This window comes from Ruegeria sp. HKCCA5463 (assembly GCF_013034175.1).
Classification (GTDB): domain Bacteria; phylum Pseudomonadota; class Alphaproteobacteria; order Rhodobacterales; family Rhodobacteraceae; genus Ruegeria.
This window is the reverse complement of the sequence record NZ_WQFL01000002.1, coordinates 62,978-84,583: the sequence shown is the minus strand read 5'-3', so window position 1 is coordinate 84,583 and position 21,606 is coordinate 62,978. Positions and strand designations below refer to the sequence as shown.

General features: G+C 56.6%; 25 protein-coding genes and 1 pseudogene. 10 read left to right on the top strand and 16 right to left on the bottom strand.

All coding sequences use genetic code 11. The features are described from left to right. Window position 1 precedes the first annotated feature (1 nt). Window positions 2–355 carry a YbaN family protein gene (locus tag GOW09_RS06465; protein WP_152459608.1) on the top strand — a complete coding sequence of 118 codons (354 nt, stop codon included), beginning with the start codon at window positions 2–4 and terminating at the stop codon, window positions 353–355. On the opposite strand, the gene GOW09_RS06460 is transcribed toward GOW09_RS06465, so the two are convergent. From GOW09_RS06460 to GOW09_RS06430, 7 genes are all read right to left on the bottom strand, one after another. Further along, window positions 345–1,241: a ParB/RepB/Spo0J family partition protein gene (locus GOW09_RS06460; RefSeq protein WP_171116711.1), complete on the bottom strand. Its 897-nt coding sequence runs from the start codon at window positions 1,239–1,241 to the stop codon at window positions 345–347. The genes GOW09_RS06465 and GOW09_RS06460 overlap by 11 nt on opposite strands. 20 nt (window positions 1,242–1,261) lie before the next feature. Beyond that, a complete protein-coding gene (locus tag GOW09_RS06455; RefSeq protein ID WP_152459610.1) occupies window positions 1,262–2,065 on the bottom strand; it encodes a ParA family protein in 804 nt (267 codons plus the stop codon). After that, the gene (gene rsmG, locus GOW09_RS06450) at window positions 2,058–2,678 is read right to left on the bottom strand and encodes a 16S rRNA (guanine(527)-N(7))-methyltransferase RsmG (protein WP_171116706.1); all 621 of its coding nucleotides are present in this window, start codon (window positions 2,676–2,678) and stop codon (window positions 2,058–2,060) included. Before rsmG ends, GOW09_RS06455 begins: the two co-directional genes overlap by 8 nt. Next, on the bottom strand, window positions 2,675–4,543 hold the full coding sequence (gene mnmG, locus GOW09_RS06445; RefSeq protein WP_171116704.1) for a tRNA uridine-5-carboxymethylaminomethyl(34) synthesis enzyme MnmG: 1,869 nt from the start codon (window positions 4,541–4,543) through the stop codon (window positions 2,675–2,677). The genes rsmG and mnmG overlap by 4 nt, the downstream gene beginning before the upstream one ends. A 12-nt stretch (window positions 4,544–4,555) precedes the next feature. Continuing rightward, the gene (gene mnmE, locus GOW09_RS06440; RefSeq protein WP_171116702.1) at window positions 4,556–5,842 is read right to left on the bottom strand and encodes a tRNA uridine-5-carboxymethylaminomethyl(34) synthesis GTPase MnmE; all 1,287 of its coding nucleotides are present in this window, start codon (window positions 5,840–5,842) and stop codon (window positions 4,556–4,558) included. A 31-nt stretch (window positions 5,843–5,873) separates the two neighbouring features. Next, window positions 5,874–7,145, bottom strand: coding sequence for a transcription termination factor Rho (rho, locus tag GOW09_RS06435; RefSeq protein WP_152459614.1), 1,272 nt, complete (start codon window positions 7,143–7,145; stop codon window positions 5,874–5,876). A gap of 122 nt (window positions 7,146–7,267) precedes the next feature. Continuing rightward, the gene (locus GOW09_RS06430) at window positions 7,268–7,717 is read right to left on the bottom strand and encodes a CopD family protein (RefSeq protein ID WP_171116700.1); all 450 of its coding nucleotides are present in this window, start codon (window positions 7,715–7,717) and stop codon (window positions 7,268–7,270) included. Between the two features lie 404 nt (window positions 7,718–8,121). Here GOW09_RS06430 and GOW09_RS06425 point away from each other — a divergent pair, with 404 nt between their 5' ends. Genes GOW09_RS06425 through dnaQ form a run of 4 tightly spaced genes read left to right on the top strand, consistent with a single transcriptional unit; the run spans window position 8,122 to window position 10,856 of the window. Beyond that, on the top strand, window positions 8,122–8,721 hold the full coding sequence (locus GOW09_RS06425; protein ID WP_171116698.1) for a nucleoside triphosphate pyrophosphatase: 600 nt from the start codon (window positions 8,122–8,124) through the stop codon (window positions 8,719–8,721). Continuing rightward, window positions 8,718–9,551 carry a shikimate dehydrogenase gene (locus GOW09_RS06420; RefSeq protein WP_171116696.1) on the top strand — a complete coding sequence of 278 codons (834 nt, stop codon included), beginning with the start codon at window positions 8,718–8,720 and terminating at the stop codon, window positions 9,549–9,551. The genes GOW09_RS06425 and GOW09_RS06420 overlap by 4 nt, the downstream gene beginning before the upstream one ends. Then, entirely contained in the window at window positions 9,548–10,141 is a 594-nt protein-coding gene (gene coaE, locus GOW09_RS06415) for a dephospho-CoA kinase (protein WP_171116693.1), read from the top strand. The genes GOW09_RS06420 and coaE overlap by 4 nt, the downstream gene beginning before the upstream one ends. Beyond that, window positions 10,134–10,856 carry a DNA polymerase III subunit epsilon gene (dnaQ, locus tag GOW09_RS06410; protein ID WP_152459619.1) on the top strand — a complete coding sequence of 241 codons (723 nt, stop codon included), beginning with the start codon at window positions 10,134–10,136 and terminating at the stop codon, window positions 10,854–10,856. The genes coaE and dnaQ overlap by 8 nt, the downstream gene beginning before the upstream one ends. A 24-nt stretch (window positions 10,857–10,880) precedes the next feature. On the opposite strand, the gene secB is transcribed toward dnaQ, so the two are convergent. Then, window positions 10,881–11,381 carry a protein-export chaperone SecB gene (gene secB, locus GOW09_RS06405; protein WP_152459620.1) on the bottom strand — a complete coding sequence of 167 codons (501 nt, stop codon included), beginning with the start codon at window positions 11,379–11,381 and terminating at the stop codon, window positions 10,881–10,883. A 54-nt stretch (window positions 11,382–11,435) separates the two neighbouring features. After that, window positions 11,436–11,936 (bottom strand): FxsA family protein, encoded by a 501-nt coding sequence (locus GOW09_RS06400; protein WP_171116691.1) that lies wholly within the window; start codon window positions 11,934–11,936, stop codon window positions 11,436–11,438. A gap of 108 nt (window positions 11,937–12,044) precedes the next feature. Here GOW09_RS06400 and GOW09_RS06395 point away from each other — a divergent pair, with 108 nt between their 5' ends. From GOW09_RS06395 to GOW09_RS06385, 3 genes are read left to right on the top strand one after another with little or no spacing between them, the layout of a single operon-like run. After that, a complete protein-coding gene (locus GOW09_RS06395) occupies window positions 12,045–12,704 on the top strand; it encodes a Tim44/TimA family putative adaptor protein (protein ID WP_152459622.1) in 660 nt (219 codons plus the stop codon). Beyond that, complete coding sequence (locus tag GOW09_RS06390) at window positions 12,701–13,741, top strand: murein transglycosylase A (protein WP_171116688.1); 1,041 nt, start codon at window positions 12,701–12,703, stop codon at window positions 13,739–13,741. The genes GOW09_RS06395 and GOW09_RS06390 overlap by 4 nt, the downstream gene beginning before the upstream one ends. After that, a complete protein-coding gene (locus GOW09_RS06385; RefSeq protein ID WP_171116686.1) occupies window positions 13,741–14,322 on the top strand; it encodes a Smr/MutS family protein in 582 nt (193 codons plus the stop codon). Before GOW09_RS06390 ends, GOW09_RS06385 begins: the two co-directional genes overlap by 1 nt. On the opposite strand, the gene GOW09_RS06380 is transcribed toward GOW09_RS06385, so the two are convergent. From GOW09_RS06380 to hslU, 3 genes are all read right to left on the bottom strand, one after another. Then, a complete protein-coding gene (locus GOW09_RS06380) occupies window positions 14,319–15,539 on the bottom strand; it encodes an MFS transporter (RefSeq protein ID WP_171116684.1) in 1,221 nt (406 codons plus the stop codon). The genes GOW09_RS06385 and GOW09_RS06380 overlap by 4 nt on opposite strands. After that, window positions 15,536–16,666, bottom strand: a complete 1,131-nt coding sequence (locus GOW09_RS06375) for an alpha/beta hydrolase (protein WP_371808025.1) — start codon at window positions 16,664–16,666, stop codon at window positions 15,536–15,538. The genes GOW09_RS06380 and GOW09_RS06375 overlap by 4 nt, the downstream gene beginning before the upstream one ends. Window positions 16,667–16,734: 68 nt before the next feature. Continuing rightward, complete coding sequence (hslU, locus tag GOW09_RS06370) at window positions 16,735–18,042, bottom strand: ATP-dependent protease ATPase subunit HslU (protein ID WP_171116680.1); 1,308 nt, start codon at window positions 18,040–18,042, stop codon at window positions 16,735–16,737. A 192-nt stretch (window positions 18,043–18,234) separates the two neighbouring features. Here hslU and GOW09_RS06365 point away from each other — a divergent pair, with 192 nt between their 5' ends. Next, window positions 18,235–19,476, top strand: coding sequence for an MFS transporter (locus GOW09_RS06365; protein ID WP_171116678.1), 1,242 nt, complete (start codon window positions 18,235–18,237; stop codon window positions 19,474–19,476). Here GOW09_RS06365 and hslV read toward each other — a convergent pair. Next, entirely contained in the window at window positions 19,468–20,025 is a 558-nt protein-coding gene (hslV, locus tag GOW09_RS06360) for an ATP-dependent protease subunit HslV (protein ID WP_171116676.1), read from the bottom strand. The two genes, GOW09_RS06365 and hslV, sit on opposite strands and share 9 nt — an antisense overlap. Window positions 20,026–20,222: 197 nt before the next feature. Here hslV and GOW09_RS06355 point away from each other — a divergent pair, with 197 nt between their 5' ends. Next, window positions 20,223–20,417, top strand: a complete 195-nt coding sequence (locus GOW09_RS06355; RefSeq protein WP_171116674.1) for a DUF1127 domain-containing protein — start codon at window positions 20,223–20,225, stop codon at window positions 20,415–20,417. Between the two features lie 62 nt (window positions 20,418–20,479). On the opposite strand, the gene GOW09_RS06350 is transcribed toward GOW09_RS06355, so the two are convergent. The 3 genes and pseudogenes from GOW09_RS06350 to trxA all read right to left on the bottom strand — a co-directional run. Further along, a complete protein-coding gene (locus GOW09_RS06350; protein WP_171116672.1) occupies window positions 20,480–20,842 on the bottom strand; it encodes a Lin0512 family protein in 363 nt (120 codons plus the stop codon). Further along, on the bottom strand, window positions 20,839–21,189 hold the full coding sequence (locus tag GOW09_RS06345; RefSeq protein WP_171116670.1) for a Lin0512 family protein: 351 nt from the start codon (window positions 21,187–21,189) through the stop codon (window positions 20,839–20,841). The genes GOW09_RS06350 and GOW09_RS06345 overlap by 4 nt, the downstream gene beginning before the upstream one ends. 74 nt (window positions 21,190–21,263) lie before the next feature. Next, window positions 21,264–21,593, bottom strand: a pseudogene (trxA, locus tag GOW09_RS06340) (thioredoxin); the annotation flags it as partial. Between the last annotated feature and the right edge of the window lie 13 nt (window positions 21,594–21,606).

Sequence of the window (21,606 nt, the reverse complement as noted above, 5' to 3'; positions counted from 1 at the left end):
CATGCAGTATCTTTGGGCCGGACTGGGATTGCTTTGTGTTGCCATGGCGGCTGTTGGGGTTGTCCTGCCCCTTCTTCCTACGGTGCCTTTTCTTCTGCTTGCCGCGTTTTTCTTCGCCCGCTCATCCTCCCGGCTGCACAACTGGCTTGTGACCCATAACCTTTTTGGGCCACTGATTCTTGATTGGCAAAGCTCCGGCGCCATTCGACCAGCCGCAAAAAAGGCGGCAACCGTCTCGATCGCCGCCGTTTTCGGACTCTCTGTTTTGCTGTCAGCACCGCTTTTCGTGTTGATCATTCAGGCGGTTGTGTTGGGCGGTGTCATGATCTTTATCTGGTCACGTCCTAACGGCTGAGCTTGGCGCACAAGTCGTCCAGCTGATCCAGGTTTTCGTAGGTCAGAACAACTTGTCCCGTTTCCGTTCCGGCCTTGTGATTGATTGACACTTTCATCGCCAGGATCGCGGACAGGTCTTTTTCCAAGGCACGTGTGTCTGCATCCTTTCCGGCATCCAGATTTCTGGAGCGGGGTGCGGAACGTTCGGCACTGCCTTGCTCCTGTTTTTTGACCAAAGCCTCGGTTGCGCGCACCGACAAGCCATCCTTGACGATCTGTTTCGCAAGTTCCGACGGATTTTCCGCCGTAATCAGTGCCCTGGCGTGCCCCGCAGACAATTTACCTTCAATAACAAGAGTTTGCACATCCAACGGCAAGGACAGAAGCCGCAAAAGATTTGCGATGTGGCTGCGGCTTTTGCCCAGGGCCTCGGCAAGCTTTTCCTGCGTGTGACCAAACCGGTCCATCAACTGCTTGTAGCCGGCGGCCTCTTCCACCGCGTTCAGATCCGCGCGTTGGATGTTTTCGATAATCGCAACTTCCAACACTTCCGTATCATCGAAATCACGTACAATAACCGGGATATCATGCAGCTGCGCCATCTGCGCCGCGCGCCAACGGCGTTCCCCCGCGACGATTTCGTATTCATCGGGCCCCGTCGCGCGAACGATCAACGGCTGAATGATACCTTTTTCCTTGACCGACGCTGCCAGTTCGTCCAACTGCTCGGGCATGAATGTCCGGCGCGGCTGATTGGGGTTGGCTTTCAGCTTTTCAATCGGGACTTTCAGATCCGGTCTGCGTGCATCCGTTGAAATCCGGCCTTCTGATTCAGGATTCACATCCGCCATAAGGGCAGACAACCCCCGCCCCAAACCTCTGGACTTTGCTTTCTTGGCGCTCATGTCGCCCTCCTCGTTCCCGCTCAGGCAGCGGTCTTATTGTTCTTGTGCAAGATCTCACGAGCAAGATGCCGGTAGGCCATGGCCCCAAGCGATCCCGAGTCATATTGCAAAACAGGCAGCGCATATGACGGCGCTTCGCTGACCCGCACATTTCTGGGTATTTTCGTTTTAAAGACCATCTCACCCAGATTGTCACGCGCGTCCTTTTCAACCTGACGGGACAAGTTGTTGCGGTTGTCATACATGGTCAACACAATACCTTCGATTCTCAGATCCGGGTTAGCCGTTTGGCGGACCTCTCGAATCGTGAGCATCAGTTGTGAAAGCCCTTCAAGGGCAAAGAACTCGCTCTGCAGCGGCACCAGCACCGAATGCGAAGCAACCATAGCATTCACGGTCAGCAAGTTTAAGGACGGCGGGCAGTCGATAAGCACAAAATCCAGTTCAAACGCATCTATGGCTGGCTGCCTCAAAGCATCATGCAAAAGATAGCTGCGTTTTTCGTTGGAGATCAGTTCAATATCGGCGGAACTCAGATCAACGGTCGCCGGAACAACGAAAAGACCTTCGATTTCCGTCTCCTGAACGACGGCCTCCAATGGTGCGTCGTCAAGGATCAGATCATAAGTTGTCCAGTCTCGATCTTCGACACCCAAACCCGTAGAAGCGTTCCCCTGCGGGTCAAGGTCAACCACTAGGACCCGACACCCGGATTCAGCCAAACCCGCTGCAAGGTTGATTGCTGTGGTTGTTTTTCCGACCCCGCCCTTCTGATTGGCAACAGCAATTATCCGAGGCCCTGAAGGTCGAGACAAATCAACCACGTGATACTCCATTTATCTTAAGGATAACGGCTTGAGGTTCAGTTAAACTTGTAATCGCCTCAGCTTCGAAATTCCATTCCTCACGTGCGTCGTCCAGCTCTTTTTTCCAATTTGCGCCTTTGGGCAACAACGCTGTCCCGCTGGTGTGTAAATGCCTGTCACAAAAGGACAACAGGGTGCGCAAGTCAGCCAGCGCTCGAGCGGAAATAATGCTTGCAGCCAAAGGATCAACCGATTCAATCCTTTTTGAAATCACCGTACAATTTATGCCGCATTCCCGCGCAACGCTACGTAAGAAAACCGATTTCCGCTGGTCGCTCTCGATCATATTGAATGCGGCGCCTGGGTTTTCTTCCGCAGCGATGATGGCGCAGACCATACCAGGGAATCCGCCTCCGCTTCCAAGGTCCACCCAAGTATCAAACCTGTCAGCGCACCGATAGACTTGCACGGAATCAAGAATATGCCGGTCCCAGATATGCTCCAAACTGTTCTTAGACACGAGGTTGATCTTAGAATTCCAACGCTTCACCAGATCAACATAGGTCACGAGGCGCTCGAATGTTTCACGTGAAACATTCAGGTCTTCAAACTTCGAAAAATCAACCTTCATGCCTGACGAGCTCTTTGATCCCGGCGTAGTTTTGCCAGAACAAGCGTCAGCGCTGCCGGAGTAACGCCCTCGACACGGCTTGCCTGAGCGATATTGGCTGGCTTCGCTTGCGACAGCTTCTGTTTCATCTCCGACGACAGGCCGTCCAAGGCAAAATAGTCGAACTCAAGCGGGATGACATAGGATTCATCCCGCTTCATTGCTTCGACATCCCGCTTTTGTCTGGCAATGTAGTTGGCATACAAGGCGTCCCGCTCGATCTGGAGCCTGATTTTTGGGTCGACGTCCTGCAAATCAGGAACGAGAGGCAACAAATCTTCAAACGAGGTATCAGGGAATGCCAGAATTGCCATCCCATCTCTACGGTTTCCGTCCTGATTAACGTTTATACCGGCAGCGAGAACTTCCTTGGGTGTGTAAGTGCGTTCCGTCAGCTTTAACTTCACACTCTCAAGTTGGTTCATTTTATCTTCGAACTGAATCTTGCGCCCTTCTCCGACGCACCCCAGCTCCAAACCAAGCGGTGTCAACCGTTGATCAGCATTGTCGGCACGCAGAGATAGCCGGAATTCCGCGCGTGACGTGAACATGCGGTAAGGTTCGGCAACTCCTCGAGTTGTCAAATCATCGATCATCACGCCAATATAACTGTCGGATCGCGTAAAATGGATGGGTTCCCGCCCTTGGGTCTCCAACGCCGCATTGAGGCCGGCCACCATGCCCTGAGCCGCGGCTTCCTCATATCCTGTGGTTCCATTTATCTGACCCGCTAGATATAGTCCGGGAACAGCTGGCAAGGACAAAGAAGCGCTCAGGACGCGCGGATCAACATAGTCGTATTCGATCGCATATCCCGGTTGCAGAATCTCTGCATTCTCCAGACCCTTAATCGATCGCACATAGTCCAGCTGAACGTCTTGCGGCAATGACGTCGATATACCGTTCGGATAGATCGTGTGATCATTGACCCCTTCGGGCTCGAGGAAGATTTGATGCGATTCCTTGTCGGCGAAGCGTACGATCTTGTCTTCGATCGAGGGGCAATAACGCGGGCCTACCCCATCGATGTGACCACCATACATGGCAGATTTCGAAAGATTCGCCGCAATGATCTCATGTGTTCGCGCATTTGTATGCGTAATTCCGCAAGAAATCTGGGGCGCGACAACGGTTTTCGACATGAAAGAAAACAGGGTTGGCTCATCGTCGCCGTCCTGCCTTTCAAGATCGGACCAATCAATGCTTCGTCCATCCAGACGCGGCGGTGTGCCGGTTTTCAATCGCCCCATGGGAAGATCGTATCCATCCAACCGCTCGGCCAGCTTGATGGAAGGCCGATCCCCCATTCTCCCACCTGGGCGAGACACGTCACCGATATGGATGACGCCCCTTAGAAACGTACCAGACGTCAGGATAACGGCGCGCGCTGAAATTTCTGATCCATCGGAAAGAACAACACCTGCAACCTTTTCGCCGTTCATCAGGAAATCGACAACCTCTCCGACAACGACGGACAGGTTATCCTGTTTCTCCGTTACCTGTTGCATGGCATGACGATAAAGGGCGCGATCCGCCTGCGCTCTCGGCCCCTGAACGGCGGGCCCTTTTCGACGGTTCAACAAACGAAACTGAATGCCCGCCTGATCCGCCACGCGCCCCATGACGCCATCCAAAGCGTCAATCTCACGCACAAGATGGCCTTTCCCCAAACCGCCAATCGCTGGATTGCAGGACATGACGCCAATGTCCGTTGCAGACAGCGTCACCAACGCCGTTGTAGCGCCCATTCTGGCTGATGCATGAGCGGCCTCGGTTCCGGCATGACCTGCGCCGATGACGATGACATCAAACTTCGAATGTTTCACGTGAAACACTCCTTATTTTCCCAAACAGAAGTTGGAGAAGATTTCATCCAACAGAGTTTCCACGTCTATTCTGCCCACCAGGGATTCAAGGGCGCGAATGGCGGTTCTCAGCTCCTCTGCTGCGATATCATACAGGTCTGGGCCTGATTCCAGAACCGAGATTGCAGATGTAAGTGAGTCCAATGCTCTGGTGATTGCAATGCGGTGTCGTTCCCGAGTTGCAATACCATGGGTAGTGGTTCGCTGGCGCAAAATACACGATATCTGGTCTACTAACGCATCTATTCCCTGGCCTGTTTTCCCTGACACACCCTTTCCCCCGATCCCCCGAAGGTCTGCTTTGGGGAAAACATGTATATCATCTTCCCGCATCTCCACCCCCAGGTCCTTCGGTGTTTCAGACAGGAAAACGCGAAGATCGGCGGCCTCCGCTCTGCTGCGCGCAAGCTCGATACCCAGGTTTTCGACATGATCTTCGGTCTCTCGCAGCCCTGCCGTATCCAGCAAGGTCACCGGTAAACCAGCCAGATCCATTCGAACTTCGATCACATCGCGCGTGGTCCCGGCATATTCCGAAGTAATGGCCGCCTCACGGCCTGCCAAGGCATTCAAAAGGGTGGATTTTCCCGCATTTGGAAGGCCGACGATCGCAACCTCGAACCCTGTACGAATTCGCTCGGCAATCTTGACGCCATCTGCTTCACGATGAAGGTCTGACATGACGCCTTGGACCAACTCGCGCACTTCCGGCGTCACATCGGTTGGAACTTCTTCATCAGCAAAATCGATGACAGCCTCCAACAGGGACGCAGCGCGTATCAAATCCCGACGCCACCGTTCGGCCAATGTGCCCAGCTCGCCCGCCAGAATGGTCTGCGCCTGCTTGCGTTGTGCTTCCGTTTCTGCATCAATTAGATCGGCCAGGCCTTCAACCTGAGTCAGGTCCATCTTGCCGTTTTCCAGCGCTCGGCGTGTGAACTCACCCGGTTCAGCGATGCGCAACCCTTCTGTATCCGACAGGCAGCGCAGAACGGCGTTGACAGAGGCGGTGCTTCCATGAATCTGAAGCTCGGCCACGTCCTCACCGGTAAAACTGGCCGGAGCCTGGAAGGTCAAGACCAATCCGTCGTCCAAACGTGCTCCGCCATGATCAGTCAGAGTACGCAGGACCATGCCACGCTTTGGCAGCGCACCACCCGTCAGGCGCGCTGCTGCTGAATGGGAGTCCGGACCCGAGAGGCGGATGACCGCCACCCCGGCTTTGCCCTGCGCGCTGGCCAAGGCGAATATCGTATCCATTCGAAGGCCTCGCTAGAGTTAAAGACCAGTGTCAGGTGTTCATGGAATCGAAGAATTCGCTGTTTGTCTTTGTCTGCTTCAACTTGGACAACAAGAACTCGATTGCATCGGTCGTGCCCATCGGGTTGAGGATACGCCGCAGAACGAAGGTCTTGGCCAGATCGCCCTTGTCGACCAAAAGATCCTCTTTCCGGGTGCCGGATTTGAGGATGTCGATGGCCGGGAACACTCGCTTGTCCGCGATCTTGCGATCCAGAACGATTTCCGAGTTGCCTGTACCTTTGAATTCTTCAAAGATGACCTCGTCCATCCGGCTGCCGGTATCAATCAGTGCGGTCGCGATGATGGTCAGCGAACCACCCTCTTCAATGTTCCGCGCCGCGCCAAAGAAACGCTTGGGCCGTTGCAGGGCGTTTGCGTCCACACCACCGGTCAGAACTTTACCCGAGGATGGGACCACTGTGTTAAATGCCCTACCAAGTCTTGTGATCGAATCAAGAAGAATAACAACATCTCGTTTATGCTCGACCAAACGCTTGGCTTTTTCGATGACCATTTCCGACACGGCCACGTGGCGCGTCGCGGGTTCATCAAAGGTCGAGGATACCACCTCGCCCTTCACTGAACGCTGCATGTCAGTGACTTCTTCCGGGCGTTCGTCGATCAGCAGGACGATCAGGTAGCATTCCGGGTGGTTGCGCTCGATCGAATGCGCGATATTTTGCAGGATCACCGTCTTACCGGTGCGCGGCGGCGCCACGATCAACGACCGCTGGCCCTTGCCGATCGGCGCGACCAGGTCGATCACGCGGGCGGACTTGTCCTTGATGGTCGGATCCTCGATTTCCATCTTCAGCCGCTCATCCGGATAAAGCGGCGTCAGGTTGTCGAACAGGATCTTGTGCTTGGCCTTTTCCGGGTCTTCGAAGTTGATCTTGGTCACCTTCGTCAGCGCGAAATAACGCTCATTCTCATCCGGGGCTTTGATCTCGCCTTCCACGGTATCCCCTGTCCGCAATGAGTGCTGGCGGATCATCTCGGGTGAGACATAGATGTCATCCGGGCCGGGCAGATAGTTCGCCTCGGGCGAGCGCAGGAAGCCGAAACCGTCCTGAAGCACTTCAAGCACGCCATCGCCACCGACGGTCCAGCCTTCATCTGCGCGTTCGCGCAGGATCTGGAACATCATCTCGCCCTTGCGCATGGTCGAGGCGTTTTCGATCTCCAGCTCTTCGGCCATCGCCAGAAGATCTTTGGGGCTTTTGGCTTTCAGATCAGCAAGATTCAGGGATTCGGTTGTCATGATATATACCTTCACCGCTCACAGCGCGGCACGAAGTGGAATTTCAGTATGGAAGATACGCCGCCCGGACGGGCGTGTTGATCCCTACATAAGCGCAGTGCGGTGCGGAGTCAAACAGGCCCTCAGAACTTCAGAACGACCGCCAGAACGATGGCAACCATCAAAACGGTCGGGACCTCGTTCATCATGCGAAACTGCCGCCCACTGAGCGTGTTTCGCCCTTCCAGGAAATCCTTGCGTCGCGCCATCAACCAGTGATGAAACCATGTCATGCCGATCACGGCGGCGCCCTTGACCCAGGGCCAGCTCCAGTCCCATCCCACGATGCCCGGCGTAAACACCATGATCAAACCACAAACCCAGGCAACGATCATCGCCGGTCTCATGATCACACGCAGCAGCTTTTCTTCCATTTCAAAGAAAATGTCCTGTGCGCCTTCTACGGCCTGTGCCTTTTCGACGTGATAGACAAACAACCTGGGCAGATAGAACAGGCCCGCCATCCACGAAATCACCGCCATGATATGGAGCGATTTCACCCATGGGTACAAAGTGAACAGAAGATTGGTCATTTCGGCTCCGGGCGTTGTTCGGGACCCTCCCTAATAAAAAAATAAGAAAAGAAAAAGGATGATGGTTTTGTAGGGTGAGTAAAATCCGTGGATTACTTTTTTACACAAGTGTTTTCCCCAGGTGGACAGAACACGGATTTTTTCATGTGATTCTGTTGGTGGATATTTTTATCATTTAAAATCAATTATTTATTATCAGTATTCCTTGTTCCACTTGGGGATAACTGGTAGGAGAATTTGGGATATCGGGCTTTTCCAGAGAAACTGACTTATCCTTGTCCGGACGGGATGGGATTTGAGCGACTCGGGGATCTCTGGCGCGAAATCCCCGGGGTTGCGTGTCAACTGGAAAACCATACAAAGCACCCCTGAACTCTCAATGATTTGCACACGGGGTTTTCCACATGTCTGTCCCCATTCTTCTTGCTTCCGGGTCCGCCATTCGCGCGCAGATGCTTGAAAATGCAGGCGTACCGTTTGTGGTTCAAACCGCGCGCGTGGATGAAGAGACGGCCAAACGCGCCCTGCTGGCTGAAAACGCATCTCCACGGGACATTGCCGATACACTCGCAGAAATGAAGGCGCGGAAAGTCAGCGACAAATACCCCGGTGCCATGGTCCTGGGATGTGATCAGGTTCTGGATTTTGACGGTCAACTGATGTCAAAGCCGGAAACCCCCGAACAGGCGTTGGCCCAGCTGAAAGCCATGCGTGGCAAGCGGCATATGCTTTTGTCCGCAGCGGTGATCTATCAGAATGCAGAGCCGGTCTGGCGGCATGTGGGGCAGGTACGATTGCGGATGCGGGCCAGTTCCGACGCCTATCTGAAAGATTACGTCGCGCGAAACTGGGACAGTATCCGCCACGCCGTCGGAGGCTACAAGCTGGAGGAAGAAGGTGTCCGCCTGTTCGCCACCATTGACGGCGACTATTTTAACGTTTTGGGTATGCCCCTGTTGGAGCTGCTCAACTTTCTGGCTGTCAAAGGGGTAATCGATCAATGACGGACTATCGGGTTCCTTTGGCCGGTGTGATTGGACATCCCATTGGTCACTCACGATCCCCCAAACTGCATGGTCATTGGCTGAAGACATACGGTCTCGCCGGTCATTACATCCCGATGGATGTGGCACTCGCCGACCTGGAAACTGTGTTGCGCACCCTGCCCAAGGCGGGTTTTGTCGGCGCCAATGTGACCGTTCCCCACAAGGAAGCCGCCTTGAAGATCGCGGATCATGCGTCTGACCGCGCAACGGTGATAGGTGCGGTGAACACTCTGGTGTTTCGTGAAGATGGCTCGATCCACGCGGATAACACTGACGGGTACGGGTTCATGGAGAATCTTCGCACCGGTGCGCCGGACTGGAATGCAAAGGACGGACCGGCTGTTGTCTTCGGGGCCGGAGGGGCCGCGCGCGCCGTGTTGCAGGCATTATCTGACGCGGGTGTTCCGGAAATCCTGCTGACCAACCGAACCCGCGCCCGTGCGGATCATCTGAAAGAGGAATTCGGTCAACGTATCCACGTGGTGGATTGGGTTCAGGCCGGAAATGTCATCGAAAACGCAGAACTCGTGGTGAACACCACTTCGTTGGGCATGCAGGGCCAACCGGAATTGCGGGTTCCGCTTGACGGGTTGCAGCCCGGTGCCGTGGTGACGGATCTGGTTTATGCGCCATTGAAAACCCGCCTGTTGCAAACCGCTGAACAGGCTGGATGCACCGCAGTCGATGGGCTGGGCATGTTGTTGCATCAGGCAGTGCCCGGTTTTGAACGCTGGTTCGGCGTGCGCCCCGAAGTTGATGCTGATGCACGTGCGGCGGCCATGGCATGAATTTTGCGCTTGGCCTGACCGGTTCCATCGGCATGGGGAAAAGCACAACGGCGCAGATGTTCGTCGAAGAAGGTTGTGCCTTGTGGGATGCGGATGCGGCGGTGCATCGCCTGTATTCCAGGGGGGGCGCGGCCGTTGGCCCCATGGAACGATTGTTTCCGTCGGCCATTCAGGACGGTGCGGTCAACCGGGAGGCGCTGAAACAGATAATTGCCGCCGATCCTGCTACGCTGAAGGCCATCGAAGCCATCGTCCACCCTCTGGTCGCTGCTGACCGCATAGCATTTCGTGAAGCCGCGACAAACGACATCTTGGTGTTCGACATTCCGCTTTTGTTTGAAACGGACGGTGACGTGGCGATGGACGCGGTGGCTTGTGTTTCGATCCCGGCCGACGAGCAAAAGCGGCGTGTCATGGAACGGGGTACAATGACCGAGGCGCAGTTCGAGCAAATCCGAGCCAAGCAGATGCCGAATGAAGAAAAATGCGCGCGGTCGGATTACGTCATCGTGACGGACACTCTGGACCACGCCCGCGCGCAGGTGCAGGATGTGGTCAGGCAAATACGGGCGGGGATGGCAGATGCGTGAAATTGTACTCGACACCGAAACCACGGGTTTCGATCCCGAAAGCGGTGATCGGATCGTGGAAATCGGCGCCGTTGAACTGTGGAACCACGTCGCAACGGGTGAGACGTATCACGTCTATATCAACCCCGAACGTTCGATGCCGGAAGAGGCATTTGGCGTGCATGGCATCGGCCCGGACCTGTTGGAAAACCCACGCCCGCCCGAAAAGGGTGAAGTGACGCTGAAAGACAAACCGGTTTTTGCCAAGATCGGTCACGCTTTTCGCGAATTCGTCGGCGATGCGCGGCTGGTGATCCACAATGCATCTTTCGACATGAAGTTCCTGAATGCCGAACTGAAATGGATGGGTGCCCCGCTCATCCCGATGGAACAGGCGCTGGATACGCTGGCGATTGCGCGCAAACGGTTTCCCGGTTCGCCGGCCTCACTGGATGCGCTTTGCCGTCGCTTCAATATCGACAACTCGAACCGTGTACTGCACGGCGCGTTGCTCGACTCTGAAATCCTGGCCGAGGTTTATCTTGAGCTGATCGGAGGACGACAGCCCGATTTTGGACTGTCAACATCTGCATCATCCGTGGCAGGCGGCGGCGATGATTGGCGACCGGCACCACGAGCAACGCCACTGCCGTCTCGTATTACCGAGGATGAACGCGCGGCACATGATGCATTCATAGAAAAACTGGGCGACAATGCCCTATGGACCCGCACCTGACCCTGTCAGGCACGGGCCAAACCCTCAGGCATCTGTCTTCTGGGACTGTTCGGCCTGACGACGCATCAGTTCGTTGCGGTACAGGGCGACGAAATCGATATTGTCCAGATTCACCGGTGGGAAACCGCCGTCGCGGGTGATGTCGCTGACGATGCGGCGCAGGAACGGGAACAGCATCCGCGGGCATTCGATCATCAGGAACGGGTGCAACTGGTCTTCCGGCACACCTTCCACGTGGAACAGGCCGCAATAGTCCAGTTCACACAGGAACAGAACATCTTCCAAGCCTTTGGCTTTGGATGTCAGGTTCAGCTTGATCGACACTTCGAACTGGTGGTCAGCCGGGCGCTTCTTGGCGTCAAGATTCACCTGAACCGCGATTTCGGGCTGTACGTCACCGGAAACACCCTTCTGGGCCATCACGTTCTCAAAGGACATGTCGCGGATGAACTGCCCCAGAACACGCATCTGAACTTGCGGGGCGGCTTTGGCCGCAGTGTTTTCTGCAGCTTTTTCTTCGGCCATGGATCTACTCCAAAAATGAAATTCGCCACTGCTTATCAAGTTGGGCGCGGCACCTCAATGCCGGTGGGGGCCTTCCACCCATTTAGACGGCTTTGACGGATCATTTTTCGGGCGGACCTCGGTAAAGTCACCATCTATGATGTCACCCTGATCGAACGGATTTCCCCGAGACTGAAAATCGGGGCCTTGGCCCATCTGAAACTGGGTAACGGTGACTTTCGATCTGAGATACCTGAAAACCGCAACCCGCACGCCGGGAACAAGCAACGCAAATCCAATGGCATCAGTAAAGAATCCCGGTGTAAGCAACAAAGCGCCCGACAACAGGATCATCGCACCATGAGCCAGCGGCTCGGTCGGGTCGTCCAGTTCGGCAAACGACCGTTGCAGGTTTCCCAACGCCATGCGACCTTGTGTCCGCACCAAAACAGTGCCCAAAACCGCCGTCAGCACTACGATGGCAAGGGTTGGCCACAAGCCGATCAACCCGCCAACCTGAATAAACAGCGCGATCTCGATGATGGGCACCAACAAAAATGCCAAGAACAGATACATTTGCGTTATCCTTTCCCTTAGGCCGGGCTGTGGACTTGCCACCTACGGTCACCTACATAGTGGCATGAGGCCGCGTATACAAAGCCGCGGTTCTGAAAAGAGGATGAAATGAACGAACCCATGATCCAGTTGCTGGTCCTGGCCGGAATTGCCGTTTTCCTGATCCTGCGCCTCAAGAGCGTGTTGGGCACGCGTGAAGGTTTTGAGAAACCGCCTGTGCAGCAGCAGCCCGAAGCGCATAAGTCGCGCCGCGATTTCGAAGTGATCGAAGGCGGCCCGGATCATGACATCACAGACCATGTCCCGGAAGACAGCGAGCTGGCACAGACGCTGGCGGCGATGAAACGCGTTGAACCCGGTTTTTCCGTCACCGAGTTTGTTCAGGGTGCGCGCGGTGCCTATGAAATGATCGTGATGGGGTTTGAGAAGGGAAACCTGGACGAGATCCAGCCATTCCTGTCGGAAGAAGTTTTTGAATCCTTCGTTGCGGGCGTCGCCGCACGAGAAGATCAGGGCCTGACGATCGAGGCCGAGTTCATCGGCGTCCGAGAGACGACCCTGACGGATGTGAAATTCGACAAGGATACCAATCAGGCCGAGATCACCATGAAATTCGTGGGTGAACTGACATCGGTCGTGCGGGATCGCGGTGGCGATATCGTCGAAGGCAGCCCCAACACCGTGAAACGCCAAAAGGACAGCTGGACCTTTGCCCGTGTGATGGGCAAGGACGATCCGAACTGGCTGCTTGTTGCCACGGACGCATGATTGCCACGCTCCGGTCGCTTTTACTGGTGGGTGCAATGACCACTGCCAGCGCTGCCGGGGCCGAGGCAACGCGATCCATTCTGTCGTTCGATGATCTGCGTGGCTGGGCCGAGGATGACCACGGTGCAGCCCTGTCAGTTTTTCTGAACACCTGCGGGGATCTGAAGGATCCCGATTGGCGGGCCCTGTGCGGTGTGGCAAGAACCTATGATGCCGAAGCGGCACGGTCGTTCTTTGAGCTCTTTTTTCGACCTGTTCTGGTCGAGGATGGTGAGGATGCCCTGTTCACGGGGTATTTCGAACCCGAACTTGATGGTGCGCGTACCCGGACGGATCGTTTCAAGTATCCCATCTACAAAATGCCGCCCGAGGCCCGCGCTGAGGGGCCCTGGCTGAGCCGGCGAGAAATCCTGACCAGTGATGTCATGCAGGGCCGCGGGCTTGAGATTGCCTGGGTCGATGACCCCGTAGAGTTGTTTTTTCTGCAAATCCAGGGTTCGGGCCGCGTTCGATTGCCGGATGGCGGCGCTTTGCGCGTCGGGTATGGCGGTGCGAACGGGCATCCCTACAGGTCAATTGGCGTGGAACTGGTGCGGCGCGGCATTCTTGGCGCGCATGAGGTCAGCGCCCAGATGATCCGCGCCTGGGTGCGCAAGAACCCCGAGGCTGGCGCGGAATTGCTGTTCCACAACCCATCATACGTGTTTTTCCGCGAAGTTTCACGTGTCGCGCCCGAGCTTGGGCCGTTGGGCGCCATGAACCGATCTGTCACGACGATGCGCAGCATTGCGGCTGATCCCGCCTATACCCCATTGGGTGCGCCGGTGTGGGTGGAAAAGGACGGCAAGGAACCGATCCGCCGCCTGATGATCGCGCAGGATACAGGTGCGGCCATCAAAGGCGCGCAGCGGGCCGATATCTTTTTCGGAACGGGGGACGAAGCCGGTCAGGCCGCGGGCAAGCTGAAGGATCCCGGTCGGATGGTGCTGTTGCTGCCCATCCAGCGTGCCTATGCCCTGCTGCCGGATGAATTCTGATGACCCGGCGCAAACTGACAAGCGAAGAGATCGAGCTGTGGCGCAAGGTCGCCAAACAGGCCGAGAGGCTGCACCCGGAAATCCCGCAGACGATCCATCCGACCTCTTTGCCGAAACCCAAGCCCAAGAAAACCCCGAAACCCCGTTTTCAGGCATTCGAACTTGGACAGGCCCATCAGTCGAAACCGAACGACCTGAAGCCTACGGTGACGGATGCGTTGCGCAATGCACCGGTTCAGATGGACAACAAGGCCTTTGGCCGGATGAAGCGCGGCAAGCTGAAACCCGAAGGCAAGCTGGATCTGCACGGTATGCGGGTGGCTTCGGCCCATCCCGCGCTGATCCGATTCATCCTGAGCGCGCAAGCACAGGGTAAGCGTCTGGTTTTGGTCGTGACCGGCAAAGGCAAGGATCGGGACGAGCCCGGTCCGATTCCGACGCCGCGTGGTGTTCTGCGAAATCAGGTTCCTCACTGGTTGTCGATCCCACCGCTGGCCCAGGCGGTGTTGCAGGTCACGCCGGCTCATATAAGCCACGGCGGAGACGGGGCGTATTACGTGTATCTCAGGCGGGTGCGTTAAAGGTCGCGACGGGCGCGGGAAATACCGACCCAAACAAGGCTGCATACCAGCACGAAGAACAGGCCAATCCAAAAAAACTGAATGCTCAGCGGGATACCAAGGTCAATCAGAACGCCGGTCAGACCGGGGCCGATGGCTGACCCCAGTACCATGACAGCCGCAGCCATCGCCTTGATGGCCCCGATATGCCGGGTCCCATAGAATTCTGCCCAGAACGCGCTGGGCAACGTGCTGTTCGCTCCGACCGTCAGGCCAAGAAACACCAACCCAATCGTCGCGCCGCTGATTGATTCAGTCATGCCCAAAACCACAAACCCAACCGCCATCGGAAGCTGATAGAATGGCATGATGCGCGCAGTGCCCCATTTGTCCAATGCCCAGCCCGCAGCAAACATCGACAGCAGTGATACTCCGGTAAAGATCGGGAACAGAGCGACCAGTTGGATATGCTGCCAGCCTTTGACCTCGGCGAAATAGACCTGATGGAAGAAAAACGCGGTTATGAATGCCGATGGCGCAAGCACGGCGGGCACCATGAACCAGAACAAGGGGTTAAACAGCGCGTCGCGACGGCTCCAGTGGCGACCCTGCATCCCAATGGCAGAGGATTCGCTGGCAAGGCTTTGCGGTGTTCGTTCCTCCCGCAACAGCCGCATCAACACAGGAATTCCCAAGGCAGTCATCCCTGCCGCGACGACCCACAGCCAACGCCAGTCCAGGTAAACCATGGCCGCAACGAAGATCAGGGGCAGCAGGGCCTCACCGATGGCATAGCCGATGGATGCAATGGAAAGCGCCTTGCCCCGCGTGACCGTAAACCACCGCGCCATGGCGACCGCGGCCAGATGTGTGCTCATCCCCTGACCCAGCAGGCGCAACAGAAAAATCACCACCGGCAACAGCAGAAGCCAGGTATTCAGCGCCATGGCAAGGGCGGCCAGGGCCAACCCAGCCAGAACCGCCGGACCCAGCACCCGGACGCGAAAGATGTCCGTCAGCCCTCCGGCCCAGATCATCACGATGGCCGACAGGGTTGTGCCCAATGTATATAGCCCACCCCACGCACCGTGGCCGAGGCCGAATTCCGCGCGGATTTCACCGGCAAAGATCGAGATGAAGAATGTCTGCCCGAAGCTGGATAAAAACGTCAGAAGAACGCCGGCGCCAAGCCAGGTGGCATTGTCCAGAAGATACCGACGCAGCTTGAACCGCGTCACGGAGTGGTAACCTGTGCCTGCCCAGTTTCCGTCAGAACAATTTCAGTGGCCCCGTCTGGATTGCGCTCGTTGGGTGGCACCAGAATATCAATGGTCGGTCGATCTTCCCGCCCGAAGGTATTGTTGACACGCCGCAACGAGTTGAGGATCGACAATAAAGCCGGAGAGGTCGCGGCAACGAAATGCGAGGATGCCGCGTCACTGTTGAAAGCAGTCGTGTCGATCACGCTGATCGGGAATTCCTCGAGCGAGTCAACCGAACTGATGTTCCCCAACCGCTGGCCCTCATCCGTGCCACGCAAGCGGCCCGAGATGTTCAGGATCTTGTCCTTTTGCGACACCATTACGATGAACGGATCGGGGGGGTTGTCGATACGTTTCATCTGCGAGCGAAACAGATCAAGATCAAGATCAGGCGAGATCAGAACGACCCCTTCGATGTTTCGCTTGGCCCAGCCGGGTTCCTGCAATTCGGTTTGCCGCATCATCTCCATCGTCAACGCACCGCCCATGGAATGCGCGACCAGAATAACGCGTTTGACACCCATGGCTTTCAGTTCGCGGATGGTCTGTTCCAACCCGTCGCGGGCGAACAGCATACTGTCCAGATCATAGGCGTATCCATAGCCCGTCGCGCGGCTGGGCCAGGAATACACCAGCGTTGATCCGGGGAGGCCGATGTCATGTGTTAGCTGCGCCGCGCGGAAGATCGTTTCGGTCTGAGTCGAATTGTAGCCGTGCACAAAGATAGTGACGTCATCCTGTCCTCGCAGGTGTTTGCGCAGCCCCTGCGGTCCATCCAACTCGGTCACGTCTGCCAGAACGAATTCTTTCCGCGGATTCGGGTTCGCGTAGGAGAAGCGGAGCGTACCCGGAGTATGCGTGGGTGGAATAGAAACCGTCGTTTCCAGGAACCTGAGCGTTTCGCCGCGTCGGAATCCATAGGATCCATCAGCCTCACGCGCGCGGGTCGTGCTTGCGAAGATGGTTTCAGGTGTTCCGATGTTCACGGCACCGGGCACGACCTCGGACACCGTCCGGTCGACACAGGCGTTGAGCGAAAGGGATATGAACAGAATGACGAAGTATCGCAGCACGGGCCAGACCTCGGGGTGACTTGTGCACACGCTAGCCTATTCCTGCGCGACGTCCAGCATGGCAAGACCAAAACAACGGCAAAAAACGGCTGGCCGTGTTACAAAACGTAACGGCTCAGATCAGAGGACTTGGTCAATTCACCAAGATTGTCGCTGACGAACTGTGCATCAACGGTGATCTCTGAACCGGCTTTGTCCGGTGCAGCGAAAGACAGTTCTTCGAAAACCCGCTCCATGACGGTATAGAGCCGCCGCGCGCCGATGTTTTCGATGCTCTGGTTCACGTCAGCCGCAATCTTCGCCAACGCCGCGATGCCGTCCTCGGTAAAGCTGACGGTCACGTCCTCGGTGCCCATCAACGCCGTGTATTGCAAGGTCAGGGCATTGTCGGTTTCGGTCAGGATGCGCACGAAGTCTTCTTCGGTCAGGGCGCGCAGTTCGACGCGGATCGGCAGGCGCCCTTGCAATTCCGGCAACAGATCCGACGGTTTGGCGATATGAAACGCACCCGAGGCGATGAACAGGATATGATCCGTTTTGACCGGGCCATGCTTGGTGCTGACGGTGGTTCCCTCGATCAAGGGCAGAAGGTCGCGCTGCACGCCTTCGCGGCTGACATCGCCGCCGCGTGCGTCAGAGCGGGCGCAGACCTTGTCGATCTCATCCAGAAATACGATGCCATTCTGTTCGACGGAGTCCAGCGCGGTTCGGGTGACGGTTTCATCATCCAGCAGCTTGTCGGCCTCTTCCCCGATCAGCGCATCATAGCTTTCGGCGACGGTCATGCGTTTCTTTACCGTCCGTCCGCCAAAGGCCTTGCCGAAAATGTCGCCCAGATTCATCATGCCCATCTGACCGCCCGGCTGCCCCGGAATGTCGAACATCGGCATCGGGTTCGAGGTGTCGGACAGTTCCAGTTCGATCACCGTGTCGTCCAGTTCGCCGGCTTTCAGCTTTTTGCGGAACATCTCGCGCGTGCCTTCGCGCGCATCCGCGCCTGCTATGGCTTCGATCACCCGATCTTCGGCAGCCTGATGTGCCTTGGCCTTGACGTCTTCGCGCATGAACTCGCGGGTTTGCAGGATGGCCGCATCTGCCAGATCGCGCACGATCTGTTCCACATCACGACCGACATATCCGACCTCGGTGAACTTGGTGGCCTCGACCTTGATAAACGGTGCGCGGGCCAGTTTGGCCAGACGGCGACTGATTTCGGTCTTGCCGACGCCGGTGGGGCCGATCATCAGGATGTTCTTGGGATAGACTTCTTCCCGGATGTCGTCCGGCAATTGCTTGCGGCGCCAGCGATTGCGCAGGGCGACGGCCACGGCGCGCTTGGCGTCCTTCTGCCCGATGATGAAGCGATCCAGTTCCGAGACAATCTCGCGCGGGGTCAGGTCGGTCAAAGGGCAGTCCTTTCGGTCGGCATTTGTGTCATGCGGCTTAGGTAATCACCGCGCGGGCGAAAACAACCAAGCCTGTATTCATGGCCGCGTTGGTTAGCAATGCCGGCTCAGGTTTGCAAATGCTTTGCTTGGGGAATGCGCGAACCCTCTGCTACAGTGATTTCAAGGGTTTGAGGGTCAGGAGCGTAAGACATGACAAATATTGCCAAGATTACCCTTCTGTTTGTGGTGTTTGTGGATCTGATCGGACAGGGGCTGGTCTTTCCGATCATCAACTCGCTGATCATGGAAACGAAATCCGGGTTTCTGCCCGAAAACACGCCCGAGGGGCGCAGGCATTTCTATTACGGCCTCGTGATCGGGTGCTTTTTCCTGTCCTGGTTTTTGGGCGTTGTCTATGTTTCGAAAGTATCGGATTCGATCGGGCGCAAGAACGCTTTGCTGGTGTGCCTGGGCGGTGCTCTGGCCGGGTATGCCCTGACCATTGCCGCGCTTTATCTCAACAGCCTTCTTCTGCTGATCGTCGGGCGTTCGATCACCGGATTTACTGCGGGCAACCAACCCATTGCGCAAGCGGCGATGATCGACGGCAGCACCGACGCGACAGACCGGGACCGGAACATGGGTTATATCGTGACGGGCGTCAGCTTTGGCCTTGTGGGCGGGCCGATCATCGGCGCGGTCTTGTCTGACGCCGCCCTGCTGGGCGGTTTCGCCACGCTGAGAACGCCTTTTTACGGCGCATTTGTCCTTGTGCTGATTGCAATCTTTCTGGTCCTGTTTTTCTTCCAGGATACCCGAACGGATCGCGCGCCCTTTGTCTTCCGTCCCCGTGACATAACAGACAGCCTGATGGCGGTGCGTGGTCATCCGATGGTGTTGAAGATCCTGCCGGTCTATTCGTTCTTCATGATCGCCAATGTCACCTTCTACGTCTTTGTCGACAATTTCCTGACCAGCGCCTTCGGATACGGAGTCATCGGCGGCAGTATGGCGATGGTTGTCATCGGTGTGGCGCTGGCCTTCTCCAGCACGTTCCTGGTGAAACCCGCGCAAGAGAAATTCAGCAAACATGCGATAATCCACACGTCACTCATCGTCATGGTGATCTGCGGTTTCGCGTTCGCCTTCAGCCCAAGCGGCGTGTTCAGTTATGTGCCGGTCTTTTTCTTCTATTTCCTGTTCGGAATCGCCTACCCCACCATGCTTGGGCTGTTCTCTTCCAGCGTCAGCGAAGCGGATCAGGGCTGGGTCATGGGTGTGACCACTGCCGTGTTCTGCCTTGCGGGCGGGATCATGTCGCTGATCGGGGGCGGATTGATGAGCATCGATATCCGCGTGCCCTACTACATCGTGATCATCGCAGCGATCATTGGCCTGATCGGCATGCATCGCCGCTGGAAAGGCAAGGAGATCTCGGCGCTGTTAGCCTGAGATCGTCTCAACCGTCAGATTACCATTGGTATAGACACAGATATCGGCCGCGATGGCCATTGCCTGACGCACGACCTCTTCCGCCGACTTGTCACTGTCCATCATCGCGCGGGCAGCGGCCAGGGCAAAATTGCCCCCGGACCCGATGGCAGCCACGTTGTGTTCAGGTTCCAGCACGTCACCCGCCCCGGTGATCACGAACATGTCCTTGCCGTCCGTGACGATCAGCATCGCCTCGAGCTTTTGCAGGTATTTGTCGGTACGCCAGTCTTTGGCCAATTCCACAGAAGCACGGGCAAGTTGGCCCGGTGTCGCCTCGAGCTTGGCCTCCAGCCGCTCCAGCAACGTGAAGGCATCGGCCGTCGAACCGGCAAAGCCAGCGACAACTTCGGACCCTCCGGGGGACAGGCGGCGCACCTTGCGCGCCGTGCCCTTGATCACGGTCTGACCCAGGCTGACCTGCCCATCACCGGCTATGACGATCTGACCGCCCTTCTTGACGCCAATGATCGTCGTGCCGTGCCAACCGGGAAAGTCGTTGTCTGCCATGATCGTCTCCGTTTTCGCTGGCGGTATATATGGGCTGGGTCGCAGGTTGGCGCAACCCGTTCTTCAATTGCCCAAAAGATATGCAAAAAACGCAATCCGGGGTTACCGGACCAGCAATTGTGAGTCCGGGCCCGTGGGACTACATGAGGCTCACAACCGACAACGGGTCGGCTGTTTCATCACAAAGGACTGCGCACATGGCAACCACAGCTAACATTCATGCGCCGCTCGGAGCAGCTACCATCCTGCACGTAGTGGACGCGTTCACCAATGTCTTCAACACCGTTGTCGAATGGAAAGAATCCCGCAAAACCCGCAAACTCCTGTCGGAACTCAGCGACGCTCAGCTGGACGATATCGGTCTGAGCCGCGCAGATATCGCCGATATCTGATCGTTCCAACAGACCGCCCAATCGAGACAGCCGCCCGGTTTTCCGAGCGGCTTTTTCTTTGTTCAGCTTCGAACGTATTTTCCGGAAAGACCGGGCAGAAAAGCCTCGATCGCCGCGGTTGCAACCACGTGCCGCGTACCCGCTTCTTCATCGACAACCTCAAGCCCACCTTTGACTGCGCGAACCTCGGCCCTGCCCCGCGGCAGGTCAGAAGCTACCAGGCCGCAATCTACCTGTTCAGGATCCTGCACGCCGATCGTGACGCTGACCCGCATTTCGGAATGATCAATCCCCAGTTTCGAAAACAACGTGATGGATGAATGGTGCAAGGCATCCTGCACCGCGCGGCGGGCTGCCTTGGTATAGTCCTGGCCGTACAGGTCGTTACCCGTTCCCATCTCCAGAATGATGCGTTTTTCACTCATTGTGCGGGCTCCATGTCGAAGGAAACGATCAGGGCGGCGTTGGCAATGACCGTGTGTCCGTCACCGTGGGGCTTTGCGATGTCCAGCCCGCCTTTGGTGACAGTGATGTTTGGCTGACCGTAGGGGAAGACAGCCTTCAGCGCGTCGATGTCCACCTGATCCGGTTGCTGAACCCCAATTTCGGCATCAATGATCATCGCCCCTTTCGGGAACCCGAACAGCTCCGCCATGTTGACAGAGTTATGCCAAAGCGCATCCTTGATCGCCCGCAGTGACGCCTGGGTATAGTCCATCCGGCGCAGGGACGTGCCCATTCCGAATTCCACAAGGACTCGTGTTTTTGCCATAGGATTCCCCGATTTCTTCAATAAAAAAGGCGCCCCGATCTGAGGCGCCTTCGAGATAATCTGTTAGGACCAGATCAGATGGATTCGTCGATCCAGCTTTGCAGGGCGGCTTTGGGGGCCGCGCCCGCGCGGTTCGAAACAACCTGACCGTCCTTGAAGATGAACAGCGCCGGAATGCCGCGCACGCCCATCGCGGCCGCCGCGTTTGGGTTGCTGTCCACATCGACCTTGGCGATCTTTACCTTGTCGCCATACTCGGCTGCCAGTTCTTCCAGCGCGGGGCCAATTTGCTTGCAGGGGCCACACCATTCGGCCCAGAAATCCACGACCACGGGAACGGTCGAATTCTTGACTTCGGCGTCAAAGGTGTCGTCGGTAACGGCTACGGTCGACATATTCTGTCTCCTGAATGGGGTA